22 protein-coding genes, 1 tRNA gene and 1 pseudogene are annotated in these 18,066 nt (G+C 66.7%); 7 read left to right on the top strand and 17 right to left on the bottom strand.

All coding sequences use genetic code 11. From position 1 onward, the window contains the following. Window positions 1-21: 21 nt before the first annotated feature. The gene (locus FVF75_RS05225; RefSeq protein WP_148376896.1) at window positions 22-720 is read right to left on the bottom strand and encodes a M48 family metallopeptidase; all 699 of its coding nucleotides are present in this window, start codon (window positions 718-720) and stop codon (window positions 22-24) included. A 128-nt stretch (window positions 721-848) separates the two neighbouring features. On the opposite strand from FVF75_RS05225, the gene FVF75_RS05230 reads away from it, so the two are divergent. The 3 genes from FVF75_RS05230 (at window position 849) to FVF75_RS05240 (ending at window position 2,720) form a co-directional block, all read left to right on the top strand. Beyond that, entirely contained in the window at window positions 849-1,175 is a 327-nt protein-coding gene (locus tag FVF75_RS05230; protein ID WP_148376897.1) for a TIGR02300 family protein, read from the top strand. Between the two features lie 188 nt (window positions 1,176-1,363). Beyond that, window positions 1,364-1,439, top strand: a tRNA-Ala gene (locus FVF75_RS05235). Between the two features lie 162 nt (window positions 1,440-1,601). Further along, window positions 1,602-2,720, top strand: coding sequence for an amidohydrolase (locus tag FVF75_RS05240; protein WP_246138003.1), 1,119 nt, complete (start codon window positions 1,602-1,604; stop codon window positions 2,718-2,720). A gap of 3 nt (window positions 2,721-2,723) precedes the next feature. Here FVF75_RS05240 and FVF75_RS05245 read toward each other — a convergent pair whose 3' ends face one another. The 11 genes from FVF75_RS05245 to FVF75_RS05295 form a co-directional block, all read right to left on the bottom strand. Continuing rightward, the gene (locus tag FVF75_RS05245; protein ID WP_148376899.1) at window positions 2,724-3,422 is read right to left on the bottom strand and encodes a c-type cytochrome; all 699 of its coding nucleotides are present in this window, start codon (window positions 3,420-3,422) and stop codon (window positions 2,724-2,726) included. 17 nt (window positions 3,423-3,439) lie between these two features. Continuing rightward, a complete protein-coding gene (locus FVF75_RS05250; RefSeq protein WP_148376900.1) occupies window positions 3,440-4,384 on the bottom strand; it encodes a sulfurtransferase in 945 nt (314 codons plus the stop codon). A 40-nt stretch (window positions 4,385-4,424) separates the two neighbouring features. After that, entirely contained in the window at window positions 4,425-4,616 is a 192-nt protein-coding gene (locus tag FVF75_RS05255) for a hypothetical protein (RefSeq protein WP_148376901.1), read from the bottom strand. Between the two features lie 11 nt (window positions 4,617-4,627). Further along, window positions 4,628-4,906, bottom strand: a complete 279-nt coding sequence (locus tag FVF75_RS05260; protein WP_148376902.1) for a hypothetical protein — start codon at window positions 4,904-4,906, stop codon at window positions 4,628-4,630. A 9-nt stretch (window positions 4,907-4,915) separates the two neighbouring features. After that, complete coding sequence (locus FVF75_RS05265; RefSeq protein WP_148376903.1) at window positions 4,916-5,206, bottom strand: hypothetical protein; 291 nt, start codon at window positions 5,204-5,206, stop codon at window positions 4,916-4,918. A gap of 23 nt (window positions 5,207-5,229) precedes the next feature. Next, on the bottom strand, window positions 5,230-5,775 hold the full coding sequence (locus FVF75_RS05270) for a rhodanese-like domain-containing protein (RefSeq protein WP_148376904.1): 546 nt from the start codon (window positions 5,773-5,775) through the stop codon (window positions 5,230-5,232). Window position 5,776: 1 nt separating this feature from the next. Further along, window positions 5,777-6,046, bottom strand: a complete 270-nt coding sequence (locus tag FVF75_RS05275; protein ID WP_148376905.1) for a hypothetical protein — start codon at window positions 6,044-6,046, stop codon at window positions 5,777-5,779. Window positions 6,047-6,154: 108 nt separating this feature from the next. Beyond that, window positions 6,155-6,364: a hypothetical protein gene (locus FVF75_RS05280; protein ID WP_148376906.1), complete on the bottom strand. Its 210-nt coding sequence runs from the start codon at window positions 6,362-6,364 to the stop codon at window positions 6,155-6,157. A gap of 4 nt (window positions 6,365-6,368) precedes the next feature. Beyond that, window positions 6,369-6,671 (bottom strand): sulfurtransferase TusA family protein, encoded by a 303-nt coding sequence (locus FVF75_RS05285; RefSeq protein WP_148376907.1) that lies wholly within the window; start codon window positions 6,669-6,671, stop codon window positions 6,369-6,371. A 27-nt stretch (window positions 6,672-6,698) separates the two neighbouring features. Further along, complete coding sequence (locus tag FVF75_RS05290; RefSeq protein WP_148376908.1) at window positions 6,699-7,334, bottom strand: YeeE/YedE thiosulfate transporter family protein; 636 nt, start codon at window positions 7,332-7,334, stop codon at window positions 6,699-6,701. Between the two features lie 3 nt (window positions 7,335-7,337). Continuing rightward, window positions 7,338-7,835 carry a YeeE/YedE thiosulfate transporter family protein gene (locus tag FVF75_RS05295; RefSeq protein ID WP_148376909.1) on the bottom strand — a complete coding sequence of 166 codons (498 nt, stop codon included), beginning with the start codon at window positions 7,833-7,835 and terminating at the stop codon, window positions 7,338-7,340. Between the two features lie 180 nt (window positions 7,836-8,015). Here FVF75_RS05295 and FVF75_RS05300 point away from each other — a divergent pair, with 180 nt between their 5' ends. Together FVF75_RS05300 and FVF75_RS05305 are read left to right on the top strand one after the other, a co-directional pair. Then, window positions 8,016-8,321, top strand: a complete 306-nt coding sequence (locus FVF75_RS05300; RefSeq protein WP_148376910.1) for a ribbon-helix-helix domain-containing protein — start codon at window positions 8,016-8,018, stop codon at window positions 8,319-8,321. A 320-nt stretch (window positions 8,322-8,641) separates the two neighbouring features. Next, on the top strand, window positions 8,642-10,207 hold the full coding sequence (locus tag FVF75_RS05305) for an ABC transporter substrate-binding protein (RefSeq protein ID WP_148376911.1): 1,566 nt from the start codon (window positions 8,642-8,644) through the stop codon (window positions 10,205-10,207). A 52-nt stretch (window positions 10,208-10,259) separates the two neighbouring features. Here FVF75_RS05305 and FVF75_RS05310 read toward each other — a convergent pair whose 3' ends face one another. From FVF75_RS05310 to eutB, 5 genes are all read right to left on the bottom strand, one after another. Continuing rightward, the gene (locus tag FVF75_RS05310; protein WP_148376912.1) at window positions 10,260-11,630 is read right to left on the bottom strand and encodes an aspartate aminotransferase family protein; all 1,371 of its coding nucleotides are present in this window, start codon (window positions 11,628-11,630) and stop codon (window positions 10,260-10,262) included. A 17-nt stretch (window positions 11,631-11,647) separates the two neighbouring features. Continuing rightward, window positions 11,648-13,123, bottom strand: a complete 1,476-nt coding sequence (locus FVF75_RS05315) for an NAD-dependent succinate-semialdehyde dehydrogenase (RefSeq protein ID WP_148376913.1) — start codon at window positions 13,121-13,123, stop codon at window positions 11,648-11,650. 122 nt (window positions 13,124-13,245) lie between these two features. Continuing rightward, on the bottom strand, window positions 13,246-13,722 hold the full coding sequence (locus FVF75_RS05320) for an Lrp/AsnC family transcriptional regulator (protein WP_148377356.1): 477 nt from the start codon (window positions 13,720-13,722) through the stop codon (window positions 13,246-13,248). After that, the gene (locus tag FVF75_RS05325; RefSeq protein ID WP_148376914.1) at window positions 13,722-14,702 is read right to left on the bottom strand and encodes a cyclodeaminase; all 981 of its coding nucleotides are present in this window, start codon (window positions 14,700-14,702) and stop codon (window positions 13,722-13,724) included. Before FVF75_RS05325 ends, FVF75_RS05320 begins: the two co-directional genes overlap by 1 nt. Then, window positions 14,692-15,696, bottom strand: a complete 1,005-nt coding sequence (gene eutB / locus FVF75_RS05330; RefSeq protein ID WP_148376915.1) for a hydroxyectoine utilization dehydratase EutB — start codon at window positions 15,694-15,696, stop codon at window positions 14,692-14,694. The genes FVF75_RS05325 and eutB overlap by 11 nt, the downstream gene beginning before the upstream one ends. Before the next feature lie 156 nt (window positions 15,697-15,852). Between eutB and bcoG the strand changes: the two genes are divergently transcribed. Both bcoG and FVF75_RS05340 read left to right on the top strand, forming a co-directional pair. Next, window positions 15,853-16,764, top strand: a complete 912-nt coding sequence (gene bcoG, locus FVF75_RS05335) for a 3-dehydrocarnitine:acetyl-CoA trimethylamine transferase BcoG (RefSeq protein ID WP_148376916.1) — start codon at window positions 15,853-15,855, stop codon at window positions 16,762-16,764. Beyond that, window positions 16,761-17,714, top strand: a pseudogene (locus FVF75_RS05340) (3-hydroxyacyl-CoA dehydrogenase NAD-binding domain-containing protein); the annotation flags it as partial. The gene bcoG and the pseudogene FVF75_RS05340, both read left to right, overlap by 4 nt. Window positions 17,715-18,066: the final 352 nt, after the last annotated feature.

Here is an 18,066-nt window from a genome sequence, read left to right on the forward strand (position 1 = left end):
TGATCACAAAATCCGCCCGCGTCAATCGCGGAAGCGATACCGGTGCAACTCCGCGCCTTTGCGCCGCAACCAGCGGCGCGGCGCCTGGTGATCCGGGGTCAGCCTCTCGACCACGCGCCAGAAGGCGGGGGAATGGTTCATCTCGGCCAGATGCGCCACTTCGTGCGCGGCGACGTAGTCCAGCACCTCGGGCGGCGCCATCACCAGCCGCCACGAGAACATCAGGTTGCCCTGGGCGCTGCATGAGCCCCAGCGCGACCGGGTGTCGCGCAGGGTGATCCGGCCATGCGGGCGGCCAAGGGCATCGGCGTGGCGCGCGGATGCCTCGACCAGCGCGTCGCGCGCCCTGAGCTTGAGGAACGCCGCCAGCCGGGCCGGCGTCGCCTCGGCCCCGGTCTCGGGCACATGGATCACGCCCGCGCCCAACCGCACCGCCCGACCGCTGCCGGCGACGATCCGGTGCGGTGTGCCATGCAGCGGCAGCATCTCGCCGGGCATCGGGCGCACATCGACGGCACGCGCCTCCAGATGGCCGCGAATCCACTCGGCCTTGTCGCGGGCGAAGGCCAGCGCCGCGCGCTGACCGATGCCGCGCGGGACCGTAAGGGTGACGCGGCCATCGAGCGACGATACCCGAAGCGACAGCCGCCGCGCCCGCGCCGACGGCCTCAGCGTCAACTCGATCGGCGGATCGCCGGGAAGCACCACCTGCTCAGCCATTCCGTCTCCCCGTGCCTTTGGCTCGGCATGGTTTCACCATTGCGCCGAAAAGCCTTTGACACCCTTTCGCACATGTGGCAATCGCACCAAATCTCTCAGAACGACCTGAAGACGGAAAGGGGTATTCGATGCCCAAGGAAGAATGGGGCACCAAGCGCGTGTGCCCGGAAACCGGCAAGCGGTTCTATGACCTGAACGCCAACCCGGTGGTCAGCCCGTATACCGGCAAGGTCGTGGAAATCGACACCGGCAAGACCTCGCGGACCATGGTTGCCGACAAGGCCGACAAGGCGACGAAGGCCAAGGAAAAAGAAAAAGACGACCTGGTCGACGACGAGGTCATCATCGAGGACGACGACGACGTCGATCTCGAGGACGATGTGCTCGACGACGACGAGGATGACGATGTCTCGCTCGACGATATCGCCGACGTGGCGGCGCCGGACGACGACTGAGCCTCTCGGATCGCAAATGAACCGGGCCGGGCCGCATCGCATGCGCCGGCCCGTTTTGATTCCAGCTGGTTCCGCCCGGGGTCTCGCTGTCGAAATCCCCCTTGCGGCGGATTCGGATTTTTCCCCTTGAACTGCATTTGCGCCTCGCCTACATACCGCGAGCGACGGGCGCATGCCCGTCCAAGGATGGGGCCTTAGCTCAGTTGGGAGAGCGCTTGCATGGCATGCAAGAGGTCAGGGGTTCGACCCCCCTAGGCTCCACCAAAACTCCGTTCCTGTGAAAAGCGATCGCGGCACCGCCGGTCATCGGCCATGACTCCGCCTTGGCGACGCTTGACCCGGTGCGAGCGGTCGTGGAACGCTCGGGTCGGGCAGGTAGCGCCAGATGGGGCAGAGATGAACGACCGGTCAGACCTTCACCGAACCATGACCGGCTGGCGCCGTGATCTGCACCGCCATCCCGAGTTCGGTTTCGAGGAACACCGCACCGCGGCCTTCGTTGCCCGGACGTTGCGCGACCTTGGTTTCGATGTGGCCGAGGGCATCGGCGGAACCGGCGTGGTCGGCACACTGGCGCGCGGCGGCTCGAACCGGGCCATTGCCCTGCGTGCCGACATGGACGCGCTGCGCATCGACGAGGCGACCGGGGCGGACTGGGCCTCGGCCACCCCCGGCACGATGCACGCCTGCGGCCATGACGGCCACACCGCGATGCTGCTCGGCGCGGCCGGCCTGCTGGCGCAAGAGGGCGGGTTCGACGGCACCCTGCGCCTTGTCTTTCAGCCTGCCGAGGAATGGGGCTGCGGCGCGCAGGCGATGCTGGACGACGGCCTGTTGTCGCGGTTTCCGTTCGACGAGATCTATGGGCTGCACAACCTGCCCGGCCTGCCGGTGGGGCATGTCGAGACCCGCGCCGGTGCGATCATGTCGGCCGAGGATATCTTCGAGATCACGCTGAATGGGCAGGGCGGCCATGCGGCGCAGCCACACCGGGCGCGCGAGGTCATGCTGCCCGCAGCAGGGCTGGTGCAGGCGCTGCATTCCATCGTGTCACGCCGCCTCGACCCCGCCGATGTGGCGGTGTTGTCGGTGACCGAATTGACCACGGACGGCGCGCGCAATGTGCTGCCGGGCCGGGCGGTCATCCGGGGCGATGTGCGCAGTTTCCGGTCCGAAGTTTCGGCGCGGATCGAAGAGCAGATGCGGCGCATCGCGGCTGGCGTGGCGGCGCAGCACGGAATCGAGGCCGATGTCAGCTATCGCCGGGAATTCGTGCCGCTGCTCAACGATGCGGACTTGACCGCCGCCGTCGCCGAGGCGGCGCGCCCGGTCTCGGCGGCGGTCGATGTAGAGGCCGCGCCGATGACCGCGTCGGAGGATTTCGCGCGGTTTCTGGCCCATGTTCCCGGCTGTTTCGCCTTTATCGGCAATGGCGAGGCGTCGGCCCCGCTGCACAGCCCGGCCTATGACTTCAATGACGACGCCCTGATCCACGGCGCCCGCCTGCTGGCCGCGATCGTCGCCCGGCGCCTGCCCGAAGGCTAGCGATTACCCGTCGTCTCCGTGGATTTCCGCGGTGCGGTAGTAGGCCCACAGCGCCACCACCTGACGCTCGGTCAGGGGGTTCACGAATGCAATGCTCGCGTCGCCTTTGACCCCGTTGATGAGCCGCGACAGAAAGACCTCGTCCGCCTCCTCGCGGGCCATCAGGCGCAGGTCGCGGCCCGGCAGGGGCATGTCGGGGTCGCCGTTGCCGAAACCGTCGTGGCAGCCCATGCAATAGGCCTGGTGGATCGCCTCCGCCTCGGCCAGGTCGGCGCCGGGCGGGGGAATGTTCAAGCGTGCGGCCAGCGCGAGCGGGTGGTCCGAGGACAGCGTTTGCAACAGCCCGGCTAGTGCGGCGCGGTCGGCGGCGGTGTCGAAGGACCGGTCGGTCCAGACGGTCAGCGCGGCGGCCCCGTCCTCGTCACCGGCCTTCAATAGCAGCCAGGGCAGGAGGCCCAGGGCACCCTCGATGCGGGCGGTCAGACCCTCGGCATGGCGCGGGGGCAGGGTTCTGTCGTCAAGGCGCACAACGTCGCCCAGCGCCACCCGCAACTCGGCCGGCAGGATCTGCGTCGCCGACCAGTCAAGGCCGGGATCGGCCGCGGCGGGCCCCGTCAGCCCGACCAACAGGAGCGTGGCCGCAACGCGATCAAGCGCTGCGGCCACCCGTGTTCTTGCAATGCCGTGACGCTTGCGCGTCATGGGCCGGTCCTCCGCCCTTATTGCGCGGCGATGGCTTGTTCCACCGGCATTCCGGCAGCGGTCCAGGCCGTCATCGACCCGTCATACATCTGCGCCTGCTTGTTGCCCAGGATCTCGGACGACACGAACCAACCGATCGAGGCCCAGTGCCCGGTGTTGCAGAAGGTGACCTGGTCGCCGGTGGTCGGCACGCCCGCCGCCTCGTAGAGCTTGGCCAGCGTCGCGGCGTCGCGGAAGGTGCCGCCGCCGTTTTCCGTCATCCAGCTTTGCGGCAGGTTGACCGCGCCGGGGATGGTGCCGGAGGCCTTCGAGGCGCCGTGGCGGTTGACGCCGAGGAACTGGTCGGCGGTGCGGTTATCGACCGGCAGGGCGCCGGCGTCGATCGCGGCCTGCACTTCGGCCTCGTCGAGCAGCATTTCCTCGCGCAGCGCCACGGTGAAGGTCGCCGGCGTGGCCTCGACCGCACCCTTGTCGAGCGGGTTGACCGGGTTCTTGTCGGCATCCACCTCGGCCAGGTAGGCCCCCATGCCGCCGTTCAGGATCGAGACGTTGTCATGGCCCAGAACCTTGAAGGTCCAGTACATCCGCGTCGCGGTGCCCATCTCCGACGAGTCCGCACCGGCCGGAACCAGCACCACGTGGGTGTCGTTGCCGATGCCGAGCGCGCCGATATGGGCCGCCAGCGCCGAGGGGTCGGCCGGGAACATGCCCGGCACGCCATCCGCGCCGACACGCCAGCCGTCCTTGCCGTAGTTGGTGTTGACCGCGCCCGGAATATGCCCGCGCAGATAGTCGGTCGAGCCGCGCGAATCGAGGAACACGACGCCCTCGGCGCCGATGTTGGCCTTGACCCAGTCGACATCGACCAGCGGATCGGCGGCCAGTGCCGGAGTGGCAACCAGCGCAATCAGCATGGCCAGCGTTGCCACCAGCGCCCGCAGTGAGTGTTGTAGGTGTTTCATTTTGGTCCTCCCTTGGTATCGGATCGGGGCAGCGCGCCCCTTACAGCGTCACGATGAGATCGGCGGACAGGATTGCCCGCGCCACCGCCGCCCAGCCGTCTGTGTCGTCCGGTGCAAGCCCGGTCGTATCGGCACGCGCGACGGTCAGCGTGCCCCCTAGCGTCTCGACCGCTTCCGCGACGCGCTCGGCGTCGGGAAACAGTCCAGTCTTGAGTTCCAGTATCGTCGTCATGCCCGTGCCCCTCAGATATTGACCACGCGGTCGGCTGCGGCGATGGCCTGCCCCAGCGCCGCGGCGTCGAGATACGGCAGGTCGTTCGCCATTGCCTTGACGGTGGTTTCCGGCTCGATGTCGCTCAGCTCCAGCAGTTCCGCCTGGGCCGCGTTCTCGTCGCTCTCGGCGACCGGTTCGGTCATGAAGACCAGCCGGACCTCGTGTCCGAAGATGGTCAGCCCGGCGGCCACGCGCATCGCCTCGGTGTGATCGCGGCGGCCAAGGACAAGGATGCTTTTCTCGTTCATGTCGCTCTCCTACAGGCTGACGACCTGGCCGGCCTCGGCCATCAGGGCGGAATTGACCGTCTGGCTGCCGCGTTCGGCGGGGCAGTCCTGGCCCGCCATGTGCAGATCCCACGAGTGTTCGCAGACCGCGATCCGCTCGGCATCCTTCGCGGCGTCGACGAACCCGGCGTCATTCAGGACCGTGACCCCGTCATTGGTAAGAAAACATCCCCAATTCGCGCCTTCCGCCGACAGCGCGCGGCCAAGGGCTGCAGCGACCGGGGCGGCGTCGGGGGTGGTGATGTGTAAAAGCACGTCCATGTCGGATCGGTCCTTTCGAATGCTCAGGTGTCCGGCGCGAAGGCGACGGTGTCGCTGCTTGCGCGCGCGAAGGCGGTCAGTTGTTGCAGGGGCGGCGGCGCGTCGGCGTCCAGCCGCATCGCCTGGGTGCGCATCGGGGCGGTGAAGATCACTTCGCGGCTGAAACTGCGGCTTTCACCGCGATCCGTGTGCTCAGGCGCCCCGGCCAGCAGCACCACCTCGCGTTGTCCGGCAAGGTAGATCAGCGCGGCAACCGCCTCGGCACGCGGGTCGGATGCGGGATAGATCGCGACGGTTTCGTCGCCGCCAAGGCCGATCGTGCCCAGAAGCCAGCGCAAGGCGTGAAAACTGACCGGCGACGCGGTGTCGTCTGCGAACAGTTCCTCCGCCGGCAGGCAGCGGGCGCCGTCCGGCGCGGCCTTGCCGCAGGTGGCTTCGGCGCGAATGTCGACGATACGCGCGCCATCCGGCAGATCGCTGACCGTCGCCAAGGGACCAGCCGCGAGCGGCAGGGCCGGCGCGAGGGTCAGCGCGCCCAAAGCAAGACCTGCGATCCGGCCGACCCTCACCTCAGCAGCCTCCGAACTTGAGTTCCGGCGCAGCCGCGGCACCAGCCTCGACCACCGGCGGGTTCTCGACATAGTAGCCCATAAGCTCGATCACGGGTAGCTTGCCGAAGCCCTGGCCGACATCCACATCGTCCATCAGTTCCGCCGGTTGCGGGGTCCGTGCCGCCTCGATCGTCGCACGGTCGAGCGCGGCGAAGGGGAAGGCGATCCAGGCGACGGCAAGCGACGCCAGGACGCTGGATGTGCAGAATATGATGCTGGTTCGGTCCATCCCATCCTCCTCTCAGAGCGAATCCCGCAGGAACGCCACATACATGACCCCGAAGGCCAGAACGCCCAGGATGATTTGTGCGGTGGTTTCGAAATCCATCTGCGTCTCCTAGTCGCCGCGATAGTGGCGGATCAGTTCGTTGATGCTGACCGGTTCGTCGGTGATCGGGTGCATGACCTGCGGGGTGAAATGCGGCACCCCGTCCCGGTCCACCCGCATCGAGGGGGGTGGTGATATCAGCGTCCAGCCTATGCCCACGACGGTGATCGCCAGCGCGCCCCAGCCATAGACATTCATGAAGATTTTTGCGGGGGTCATGACCTCAGTCCTTGCGGATGTAGACTTTCCAGCAGCGCGGCGCCTGGATGGTCTCCAGATGCACCGCCCCCATCTCGTCGCACATCGGCGGCAGCGCCTCGACCGAGGACGGGTTGTCGACCAGCACCTCGACGACTTCGCCCGAGCCGATCTGTCCGACCGCCTTCTTGGTCATCAACTGCGGTCTCGGGCAGCTGTCGCCCAGGCAGTCGATGCTGCGCGCCAGCGTGACGACGGTGCCGTCGCTGAGTGTGGCGGTGCCGGTCTCGACGGCGGCTTCTTTCTTCTTTCCTCCGAACAGTCCCATGCTGTCCTCCCTTTTTGTCGGTGTGACTTATTCTGCGGGTTGCGCGAGCGCGACCGCGCCGGCCTGTGACTCGCGATGGCGCTCGGCCTGCGCCTCTTCCTTGCGCCGGATCGCGCGGTAGATCCAGAACAGCACGGCGGCCTGGACGATGCCGAAGACGATCGCCGGGACGCCCAGTTTTTCTTGCAGCGTGGCGGCGTTGGCATAGCCAAGCTGGAGGGCTTCGAGGTTCGGCTCGCCGGTCATCGACGCGGGTGCGGGCGGCCAGTAGTTCACCGACCAGACCAGCGAGAACAGGAACATCCCGACGAAGGTGAACAGAAGCGCCCAGAGCGCGCCGACATTGCCCTCGCCGGTCTTGACCCAGGTCGAGACCGTGCAGGCCCCGGCCAGCACCATGCCGACGCCGAAGATGAACAGCCCGGCGAAGGTGTTGAGGCCGACGTCGAAATACATCGGGTTGCCCTCGCCGATGGTCAGGAACCCGGTGAAGCCGATGGTCAGGATGATCATCGCGACCAGCAGCGCCTTGGTGTTGCGATAGGTCTTGAACAGGATCGCGTCACGCAGGGCGGCGGTGTTGCAGAACCGCGAGCGCTGAACCAGCAGACCGACGACCGATCCGAACACGAAAGCGACAAGGCATTGTCCGATGGCGCTCATGTCTCAGCCCTCCAGGATTTTCTTGTAGATCAGCGACCCGACCCAGGCGCCGGCCAGGATGCCGGAGATCGCCAGATAGCCGCCCATGTTCATTTCCGGACCCATGCCGAAGAACGTCGAGACGTTGCAGACGAAGGCCAGCCGGATGCCGATGCCCATGAGCAGGCCGCCGATGGTGATCATCACCCATTCCGACAGGCGGCGCGGCACGCGGATGTAGAATTCCTTGGACAGAACCGCGCTGACGAAAGCGCCGAACAGCATCCCGAGGCTGATGTAGATCTTCCAGTAGGTCGGGTCGGGATCGAACACGAGCGTCCAGAACGGCAGGCGCTCAAGTTCATCGCCCATGAAGACCTGCGCGATCAGGCCGGTCATCATGGTCTCGCCCCCGCCGACCGTCCAGGCGCCGATCAGGAGGAACATGAAGATGTCCAGAATGGCGATGGCGGTCAGTGCGATCACCGGATCCAGGGTTTTCTTGAAAAATTCGGTTGGCAAAGTGTCCTCCCCGTTCTGACGTCAAATGTCGCAGCCTTGAGAAAAGCCTAGGACCAGCGGCGGGCGAGGTGGTAGTAATTATTGGAAACATGCGAAGCGCAGGACGAAATAGCGTTTCGGGCCGCGCGAACTGCCGGCCGGGCATGGAACCAGGTGGAATCCGGGCGGGATGTAGACGATATGTCCATTTACGTTGAAATCGAGGCCGATGATTTTCTTGGCCACATGTTCAAATCCTGCACGCTCGACCAGGCCAACGAGTTCATTCCTGAGAAACGCGGCTTTCGAATCCACGGCCACAGCACGACGATTCGGCTGGAGCGCGTGTTCTGGACGGTGCTCGAGGACATGTCGGACCGGATGGGAATCACCCTGCCGCAGCTTGTCGGGCAGATCCACGACCAGTGCCTTGTCGCCAACGACAAGAACATCTCGTCCTGCCTGCGGGTGATCTGCATGAAATACATGAACATCTACGCCGCCTGACGTCGCGCCGCCGACGACGGGCCGGGTTTCGGCCCGGGGATGGCGGGCGCGGCAACCGGCCATGCTGCTGCTGGCGCGGCCCGCCCCGGCGCATCATTCGGGGCTTGCGCGACCCGCTCGGCCCCTGTCGTCCGCACCGTGCCTGGGGCCTGGATTTGAAGCCCCGGCAGGCGGGGTGTTCGGGCAAATCCCCGACAGCCGTTCCAAATCGCCGCAATACGGTCTAAAAGCGACATATACTGTCGCGCCTGAACCATTGACAGCCGGTCGCCCGGGCTGCGCGACGCCCTGACCGCCAAGAAAAAACCCAGGGGATCTCCATGACCAGGACGCCGATTTCGATCGCACAACCGAACCTCAACCGCCGAACCTTGCTGACCGCCGGGGCGGCGTTCACCGGGTTGGCGGCCGCCGGCCTGCGGCCCGCCCGGGCGCAGACGCGGGGCGGCACCTTCCGCGTCGCAAAGGGCCACGGACAGACCACCGACACGCTGAACCCGGCAACCTATGAAAACGGCTTCATGATCGCCGCGTCGCACGGCTACCACGGCTTTCTGACCGGGTTCGCCCGCGACGGCTCGATCGAGCCGCAGGTGGCGGAAAGCTGGGAGGCCTCCGCCGACGCCGCCACATGGCGGTTCAAGATCCGGCCCGGCGTTACCTTCCACAACGGGAAATCGGTGACTGCCGAGGACGTGGCGACCTCGATCAACTATCACCGGGGCGAGCAATCGACATCCGCCGCCAAGCCGCTGGTCGAGGCGATCACCGATATCACCACCGAGGGCGAGACCGTGATCTTCACGCTCGAGGCGGGCAATGCAGACTTCCCGGCGACCTTCACCGACTATCACCTGGCGATCCTGCCGCCGGGGGATGATCGCGGCGTCGACTGGCGCGCGGGGATCGGTTGCGGCCCCTACAAGCTGGTCGAATTCGATGCCGGCGTGATCGCCCGGTTCGAACGCTTTTCCGATGACTGGGACGACAACCGGGGCTTCTTCGACGCGGTCGAGATGCTGGCGGTGATCGACCTGAACGCCCGCACCACGGCGCTGATCTCGGGTGATGTGCATGCCATCGACAAGCTCGACCTCAAGACGGTCGGCTTGCTGGGCCGCAATCCCGGCCTGACGGTCAACTCGGTCGCTGGCAACCAGCACTACACCTTTGCGATGCTGTGCGACAAGGACCCGTTCACCGATGTGAACGTGCGCCGGGCGCTGAAACACGCGATCAACCGCGAGGAACTGGTCGAGAAAATCCTGTTCGGCTATGGCTCGGTCGGCAACGACCACCCGATCGGACGGGGCCAGCGGTTCTACAACGACGAGCTGGAGCAGACCACCTATGACCCCGACAAGGCGAAATTCTACCTCAAGGAGGCCGGGCTCGACAGCCTGAACGTCACCCTCTCGGCGGCGGACGCGGCCTTTGCCGGGGCGGTCGATGCGGCGGTCTTGTTCCAGAACTCGGCCAGCTCGGCGGGAATCGACATCAACGTCAACCGGGTGCCCAACGACGGTTACTGGTCGGATGTGTGGATGAACGACCCGTTCTCGGCGGTCTATTGGGGCGGCCGTCCGGTCGAGGACGCGATGCTCTCCACCGCCTATGCCTCGGGCGCGGCGTGGAACGACACCCACTGGGAAAACGCCCGCTTCAACGAGCTTCTCGTGGCGGCGCGCGCCGAACTGGACGAGCCCAAGCGGCGCGAGATGTATTACGAGATGCAGGCGATCCTGAACGACGATGGCGGCGCCATCATCCCGATGTTCGCCAACTACGTCTTCGCGACCGGACCGGACGTGGTCACCGGCGACGAGTTCTCGTCGCATTGGGACATGGACGGCGAACGCTGGATGGAGCGTTGGTCCTTCGCCTGACCTGACGGCGCGCGGGGCCTTTTCGCCTCGCGCGTGTCGATGGCGCGGCGTTCTAGCCGAACACGGCCGTGACTGCCTTTTTCGTGGCCGCGACGATGATGTCGGCCTCGTCCCGCGTCAGGCACATCGGGGGGGCAAAGCCCAGGATATCGCCCTGCGGCATCGCCCGCCCGATCACGCCCTCGGCGACCAGCGCCGCCGCGATCCGGTAGCCGACCTTGTCCCCGGCCTCGAAGAATTCCCGGTTGTCGCGGTCCTTGACGAACTCGACCGCACACAGCATCCCCTCGCCGCGAATGTCGCCGACATGGGCGTGATCGCCCAGCGCGTCCGCCATCGCATCGCGGAAATACTCGCCGACGACAGCGGCGTTCTTCACCAGCCCCAACTCGTCGATCAGCCGCAGGTTGGCCACCCCTGCCGCCGCCCCGATCGGGTGGGCGGAATAGGTCCAGCCGTGGCCGATCGGGCCGTTCTCATCCGTGCCCTGCTCCAGCACCGCCCACATCTTGTCCGAAACAATAGACCCTGACAGCGGCGCATAGGCCGAGGTCAGCCCCTTGGCGATGGTGATCAGGTCGGGCCGCAATCCGTAGTGTTCCGACCCGAACATCGTGCCCAGCCGGCCAAAGCCCGTCACCACCTCGTCGGCGATCAACAGGATGTCGTGTTTCTCCAGCACCGCCTGGATCGCGTCCCAATATCCCGCAGGCGGCGGCACGATGCCGCCGGTGCCCAGAACCGGCTCGCCGATCATCGCGGCGATGGTGTCGGCGCCCTCGCGCGCGATCAGGGCTTCAAGCTCATGGGCGCAATGCTCGGTGAAGGCGTCCTCGCTCATCGACAGGTCGTCGCGGCGGAAATAGTAGGGCGCTTCGGTGTGGATCACCTGGCTCAGCGGCAGGTCGAACTTCTTGTGAAACAGCTCCAGCCCGGTCAGCGAGCCGGTCATCAGGCCAGAGCCGTGATAGCCGCGCCAGCGCGAGATGATCTTCTTCTTCTCGGGGCGGCCCAGGATGTTGTTGTAATACCAGATCAGCTTGATGTTGGTCTCGTTCGCGTCCGAGCCGGACAGGCCGAAATAGACCTTGGACATATGATCCGGCGCGCGGTCGAGGATCATCTTGGCCAGCGTGATCGAGGCCTCGGTGCCATGCCCGACATAGGCGTGGTAATAGGCCAGTTCGCGCGCCTGCTCGGCAATCGCCTCGGTGATCTCGGAGCGGCCATAGCCGACGTTGACGCAGTAAAGCCCGGCGAAGGCATCGAGCAGCCGGTTGCCCTCGCGGTCCTGGATATAGCAGCCCTCGCCGCCGGTGATGACGCGCTGCGGGGCATCGCCGCGGGCGAACTCGGCCAGGTGGGTCGAGGGATGGAAAAAGTTGTCGCGGTCCCAGGCTTCGAGTTGGTCGTTCTTCAGCATGTCTTTTCCTTCTTGCGTCAGGCCCAGTCGCGGCAGACGTATTTGATTTCCATGAATTCTTCCATGCCCCGCCGCGCGCCTTCGCGGCCCAGGCCCGATTGCTTGGTGCCGCCGAACGGGATCGGCGCGCCGGTGACCTTGGTGCGGTTGACCGCGACCATGCCGAATTGCAACGCCCGGCTGACCCGGTAGATGCGGCGCGGGTCGTGCGAATGGACATAGGCCACCAGCCCGTATTCGGTGGCATTTGCCCGCGCGATCACCTCGTCCTCGGTGTCGAACGGCGTGATCGGCGCGACCGGGCCGAAGGTTTCCTCGCGCATGATCGCGGCGCTGTCGGGCACGTCGGTCAGGACTGTGGGCTGGTAGAACAAGGGGCCAAGCGCGTCGACCTTGCCGCCACAGGCGAGCGTCGCGCCTTTCTCCAGCGCATCGGCCACATGCTCGGCCTGCTTGGCCACGGCCTTCTGGTTCATCAACGGCCCGATGTCGGGGTCGTCGATGCCGTGGCCGATGGTGAGCGCCTTCGTGGCGGCGATGAACTTCTCGCAGAACGCGTCATAGACCGGGCGTTCCACGTAGATCCGGTTTGCGCCCAGGCAATCCTGCCCGGAGGTGGCGAACTTGGCCTTGATGGTCTCGGCCACCGCATGATCGAGATCGCTGTTCTTGAACACGATCACCGGGGCGTGGCCGCCCAGCTCCATCACCAGCCGCTTCACCGTGTCGGCGGACGCGCGGTAGAGCAGGCGCCCCACCTCGGTCGAGCCGGTGAAGGACAGCGCGCGCACCCGGGCGTCATCGGTCCAGGGCGGCACAACGGTGGTGGCCCGCCCGGTCACCACGTTGAACACGCCGGGCGGAAAGCCCGCGCGCTCGGCCAGTTCCGCCAGCGCCAGCGCGCAGTAGGGCGTTTCATGCGCCGGGTGGGCGACGACGGTGCAACCGGCGGCAAGCGCGGCGGCGGCCTTGCGCGTCAGCATCGCGGCGGGGAAATTCCACGGCGTGATCAGCGCGGCCACGCCCACCGGCTCCAGCCACAACTCGACCTCGGCATCGTGCAGGTGGCTGGTCACGCCCTCGATGTTCGGGCGCTTGGCCTCCTCGGCGTAGAACTCGACGAAACTGGCGGCATAGTCGATCTCGCCCCTGGCCTCGGACAAGGGCTTGCCCTGTTCCAGCGTCATGATCAGGGCGAGGTCGTCCCTGTGCGCCATCATCAGGTCGAACCAACGCCGCAGGATCGCGGACCGCTCCTGTGGCAACAGGTAGGACCAGGCGGCAAAGGCGGCCTGGGCGGCGTCGACGGCGGCGGCGGAATCCTCTGCCGTCAGGCTGGCCACGTCGCCCAGCGTGTCGCCGGTGGCGGGGTCGGTGACCGCAAGCGTCGCGCCGTCCGATGCCGCGACCCACTTGCCGCCGACGTAGGAAAACCCCCGCACCAATCGCATGTCGGCGATGTCGCGCCGGGCGGAAATGGCTGTGTCCTGCATGGTCCCTCCTTATTGCTGGAGAGACTCTGGCATGTCAGGGGCGGCAATCGGGGCTGAATCGGTGGCGGATCGGAGAGGATTCCTCTCTTGCCGGGCGAACAGGTTTCGAAATTGCCCTGCGATCAGCTGTCCAGCAGGTCGCCAAAGGGCGGCGGGCCGCCCTCCTTGACCGGCTTGGTCACCACGTAGGTGAAATACCGCGCCAGCCCGATCCGCGCCTGCAGCATGTCGTCGATCAGTCTTTGATAGGCGTCGATGTCGCGGGTCACGATCTTCATCAGGTAGTCGAACCCGCCCCCCAGCGCCCAGCAGGCCGTCACCTCTTCATAGCGGCCAAGCGCCGCCTCGAAGGTCTGGAAGCTGGCGGCGGTATGGTCCGCAAGCTCGACCGCGACGAACACGGTCACATGCGGCGCGATCTTCTTGAGGTTGATGCGCGCGCCGTAGCCTTCGATCAGCCCGGCCTTCTCCAGCCGCTTGAGGCGGTTCCAGCACGGCGTGGCCGACAGCCCGACGCGCGCGGCCAGGTCGGTCTTGGAAATGCGCCCCTCGACCGCCAGAACCCGCAGGATGGCGATGTCGCGGGCGTCGAGCCGCATCATGCCCGGATCACCGTGCCGGCATCGCCCAGCACACCGGCGGCATGGCTGGCGATCGCGGTGTCCTGCGCGCCGGTGCCGGTCAGGTCGCAGATGGTAATCTGGTCCTGCGCGGTGCGTCCGGGGTGCGTGCCGGTGATGACCTCGCCAAGTTCGGGCGGCGTGTCGGCCATCAATCCGGCGGCGCGCGCGGCCTCAAGTTCGCCCGACACCGCGCATTGGCTGACCCGGTCGCAGACATAAAGGTCCGCCGCCGCCAGCGCCGCAGGGTCAATTTCAGTCTTGCCGGCCTGATCCGCCCCCATCGCGGTGATGTGCAGGCCCAAATGCAGCCACTCGGCCCTGACCAGCGGCCCGCGCGACGGCGTCGAGGTGACGACAAGCTGCGCGTTGCGCACCAGCGCCTCGGCATCGGTCACATCGGCCTCGATCCCCAGATCGCGGGCCAGATCGGCGGCGCAGGCTTGGGCCTTGTCGGGGTCGCGGCCATGCACCAGCACCCGCCCAAACGGCCTGACCAGATGCGCCGCTTTGATCTGCAAACGCGCCTGAACGCCGGTGCCGATTACCCCGGCGGTCGTTACCACCTCGGGGGCAAGGTGGCGCGCGGCCACCGCGCCGGCGGCGGCGGTGCGGATGTCGGTGAGATATCCGTTGTCGAGAAACACCGCCTGAACCAGCCCGGTGGTCGATGAGAACAGGATCATCAGCCCGTTGAGGCTGGGCAAGCCCAGCTTGGGGTTGTCGAAGAAACCGGGGCTGACCTTGATCGCGAACCCGTCGAAGCCGGGGATATAGGCGGTTTTCACATCAACCTCGCCATTGGCCTCGGGCAGGTCCATCGACAGGATCGGCGGCATCACCACGTTGCCCGCGCCAAGCGCGGCAAAGGCGCGCTCCACCACGTCGACGGCCGCATGGTCGAGGGGCACGGCCTTGCGCAATTCGGCCTCGGTCACGATGCGGATGTCATGCGCCATAGGCTTTGCCCTTCACCACCAGATCGCCCAGCGCCACGTCCTGCCCGGTGACGATCCGGGTGAACATCTTCATGTCGGGGTTGCGCCCGGTGATCACCGTCGCCACCGGCCCGCGCGCCGTGACCTTGCCGGTCAGAAGCGCCGCGATTCCGACCACCGCGCCGCCTTCGGCCACCATCCGGTCTTCGTAGTAGAGCACCTGCATCGCGTCGCGGATGTCGTCCTCGCTGACCAGCACGGTCTCGTCGAGAAACTCGCGGCACAGCGCGAAAGTGTGCCGGTTGTCGGTCCCCAGCCCGCCGCCGAGGCTGTCGGCAAGGCTGGCCACCTCGTCGACGGCGACCGGATGTCCGGCGGCCAGCGCCGCGTGCATGGCCGCCCCCCGGTCCATCGACACGCCGATCACCCGGATATCGGGGTCCATCGCCTTGACCGCGACCGCGATGCCTGCCGCCAGCCCGCCCCCCGAGAGCGGCACGAGGATGCTGTTGAGATCGGGCCGCGCCTCGAGCAGTTCCAGCCCGATGATGCCTTGCCCGGCGATCACCTTCGGGTCGTCGAAGGGCGGGATCTCGACCAGCCCTTCCTCGGCGACCAGCCGCGTCGCCGCCTCTTGTGCTTCGTCCTGCGAGCGGCCGTGGATCAGCACCTCGGCCCCCAGCGCGCGGATGCCGTCGATCTTGGCCTGGGGCACAAGCTCGGACATGCAAATCACCGCGCGCAACCCGCGCAGCCGGGCGGAATAGGCCACGCCGCGCCCGTGATTGCCGGTGGAACAGCAGGTTACGCCGGCAGTGCCCTTGGGCAGCGCCATGACCGCGTTGAGCGCGCCGCGCAGCTTGAAGGCCCCGATCGGCTGGGCGATTTCGAGCTTGAGAAGAACTTCATGCCCGGCGCGTTGGGTCAGGAAGGGCGAGGGCACCAGCGGTGTCATATCCGCCTGGCCCCGGATCACCCGTTGCGCGGCCAGAATATCGGCAAGGGTCACGCTCATGTCCGGTCCTTTTGCATGGTTTGGGCTGATTTCGGCAATGGCAGTCACACCACCACGACGCTTCCCGCCAAGTCAAGCGGCGGGAATCCGGTTGTGGGGTCGGTCGCGTCTGGGGCAGGGTCGGGTCGGTCCTGCCGCAACCAGAGGAGACCGCCGATGCCCCTTGCCATGAACCGCGACGTTTTCATCACCTGTGCCGTGACCGGCTCGGGGGCGACGCAGGACCGCTCGCCGCATGTGCCGCGCACGCCGCGCGAGATTGCCGACAGCGCCATCGCGGCGGCACGGGCGGGGGCGGCGGTGGTGCATTGCCATGTCCGCGACCCTGACACCGGCGCACCGTCACGCCGCCCCGATCTTTACCGCGAAGTGACCGAGCGCATCCGTGACGCCGATGTCGACGTGGTCCTGAACCTGACCGCGGGGATGGGCGGCGACATCGTGTTCGGTCCGCCCGACGCGCCCCTGCCGCTGAACCCCGAGGGCACCGACATGATCGGCGCGCAGGATCGCCTGGTGCATGTCGCCGAGTGCCTGCCGGAGATCTGCACGCTGGACTGCGGCACGATGAATTTCGCCGAGGCCGACTATGTCATGACCAACACGCCGGGCATGTTGCGCGCGATGGGGCAGGCGATGACCGAGCTTGGTATCAGGCCCGAGATCGAGGCGTTCGACACCGGGCATTTGTGGTTCGCGCGCGAACTGGTGCGCGAGGGCACGCTGGCCCCGCCCGCACTGGTGCAGCTTTGCATGGGGGTGCCGTGGGGGGCGCCCAATGACCTGAACACCTTTCTGGCGATGGTCAATGCGGTGCCCGACGACTGGACCTGGTCGGCCTTCAGCCTGGGGCGCGACCAGATGCCGTTCGTCGCCGCCTCGGTGCTGGCGGGTGGCAACGTTCGGGTCGGGCTGGAGGACAACCTGTTTCTCGACAAGGGCGTGCTGGCGACCAACGCGCAACTGGTCGACCGCGCGGTCGGGATCGTCGAGCGGCTGGGCGCGCGGGTGATCGGCCCCGAGGCCGTGCGCGAGCGGCTCGGTCTGGTCAAGAGGGCGCCGCGATGAGCCGGGCGGCCATCGTCGGAGGCGGCGTGATCGGCGGCGGCTGGGCCGCGCGGTTCCTGCTGGCGGGCTGGGACGTGGCCCTGTTCGACCCCGATCCCGAAGCCGGGCGCAAGGTCACCGAGGTTCTCGACAATGCCCGCCGCAGTCTGCCCGCCCTCTACGACACCGACCTGCCGGGCGAGGGGCGGCTTGACTGGCACGACGACCTGGCCAGCGCGGTCGCCGGGGCGGATTGGGTGCAGGAAAGCGTGCCGGAGCGGCTCGACCTCAAGCACCGGGTGCTGGGCACGATCTGCGACCATGCGCCGGCGGATGCGGTGATCGGGTCGTCCACCTCGGGCTTCAAGCCGTCCGAGTTGAATTCACAGGGCGCGCGGGCGATCGTCGCGCATCCGTTCAACCCGGTCTATCTGCTGCCGCTGGTGGAACTGGTCGGCGCGCCCGACAGCACCGCCCGCGCCGCCGACATCCTGCGCGCCATCGGCATGTATCCCCTGACATTGCGTCGTGAGATTGCCGCGCATATCGCGGACCGGCTGCTCGAGGCGGTCTGGCGCGAAAGCCTGTGGCTGGTCAAGGACGGCATCGCCACCACCGAAGAGATCGACGAGGCCATTCGCATGGGGTTCGGCCTGCGCTGGGCACAGATGGGGCTGTTCGAGACCTACCGGATCGCCGGTGGCGAGGCGGGGATGAAGCACTTCATGGCGCAATTCGGCCCGGCCTTGTCATGGCCCTGGACCAAGCTCATGGACGTGCCCGCCTTTACCGATGAGCTTGTCGACCTGATCGCCGGCCAGTCCGACGCGCAATCCGGGCATATGTCGGTCCGCGAGCTCGAGCGGCTGCGTGATGACAACCTGGTCGGCATCATGCGGGTGCTCAAGACCACGCAAACCGGCGCGGGCGGTGTGATCGTGGCGCATGAGGACATGCTGCGGCATGGCGGGCCGGCGGACTGACCTCCGACACGCAAGAAAGTTGCTTTTTGCCCCGTTCGAGCGTAGCTTCGTTGTTTGAGCGACAGCGACAGCAGGCGTGCAATTTCTGGCGCCGTTTCAGGGACTTCGCCGCGAGTCGAGGATCTGCGACACCCTCCGATCCGGACAGCCTCCGCCGTTCCGGCAAGGAATGATCAAACCGACTTGTCTGTTTGCGACATCACTGCTTCGCGAGGCAAGGAAAAAAATCGTGATTTCCGGGGTGGATAAGGGGGGTCGTTTCGTGTTTTGCTTGGCGCATGTCGCATTTGAGCTTTCTTTCGCCTATTCGGAGGAAGATGCTTGACCATGGTTGCCGCGT

It is taken from the genome of Maritimibacter fusiformis (assembly GCF_008086115.1).
GTDB lineage: Bacteria > Pseudomonadota > Alphaproteobacteria > Rhodobacterales > Rhodobacteraceae > Muriiphilus > Muriiphilus fusiformis.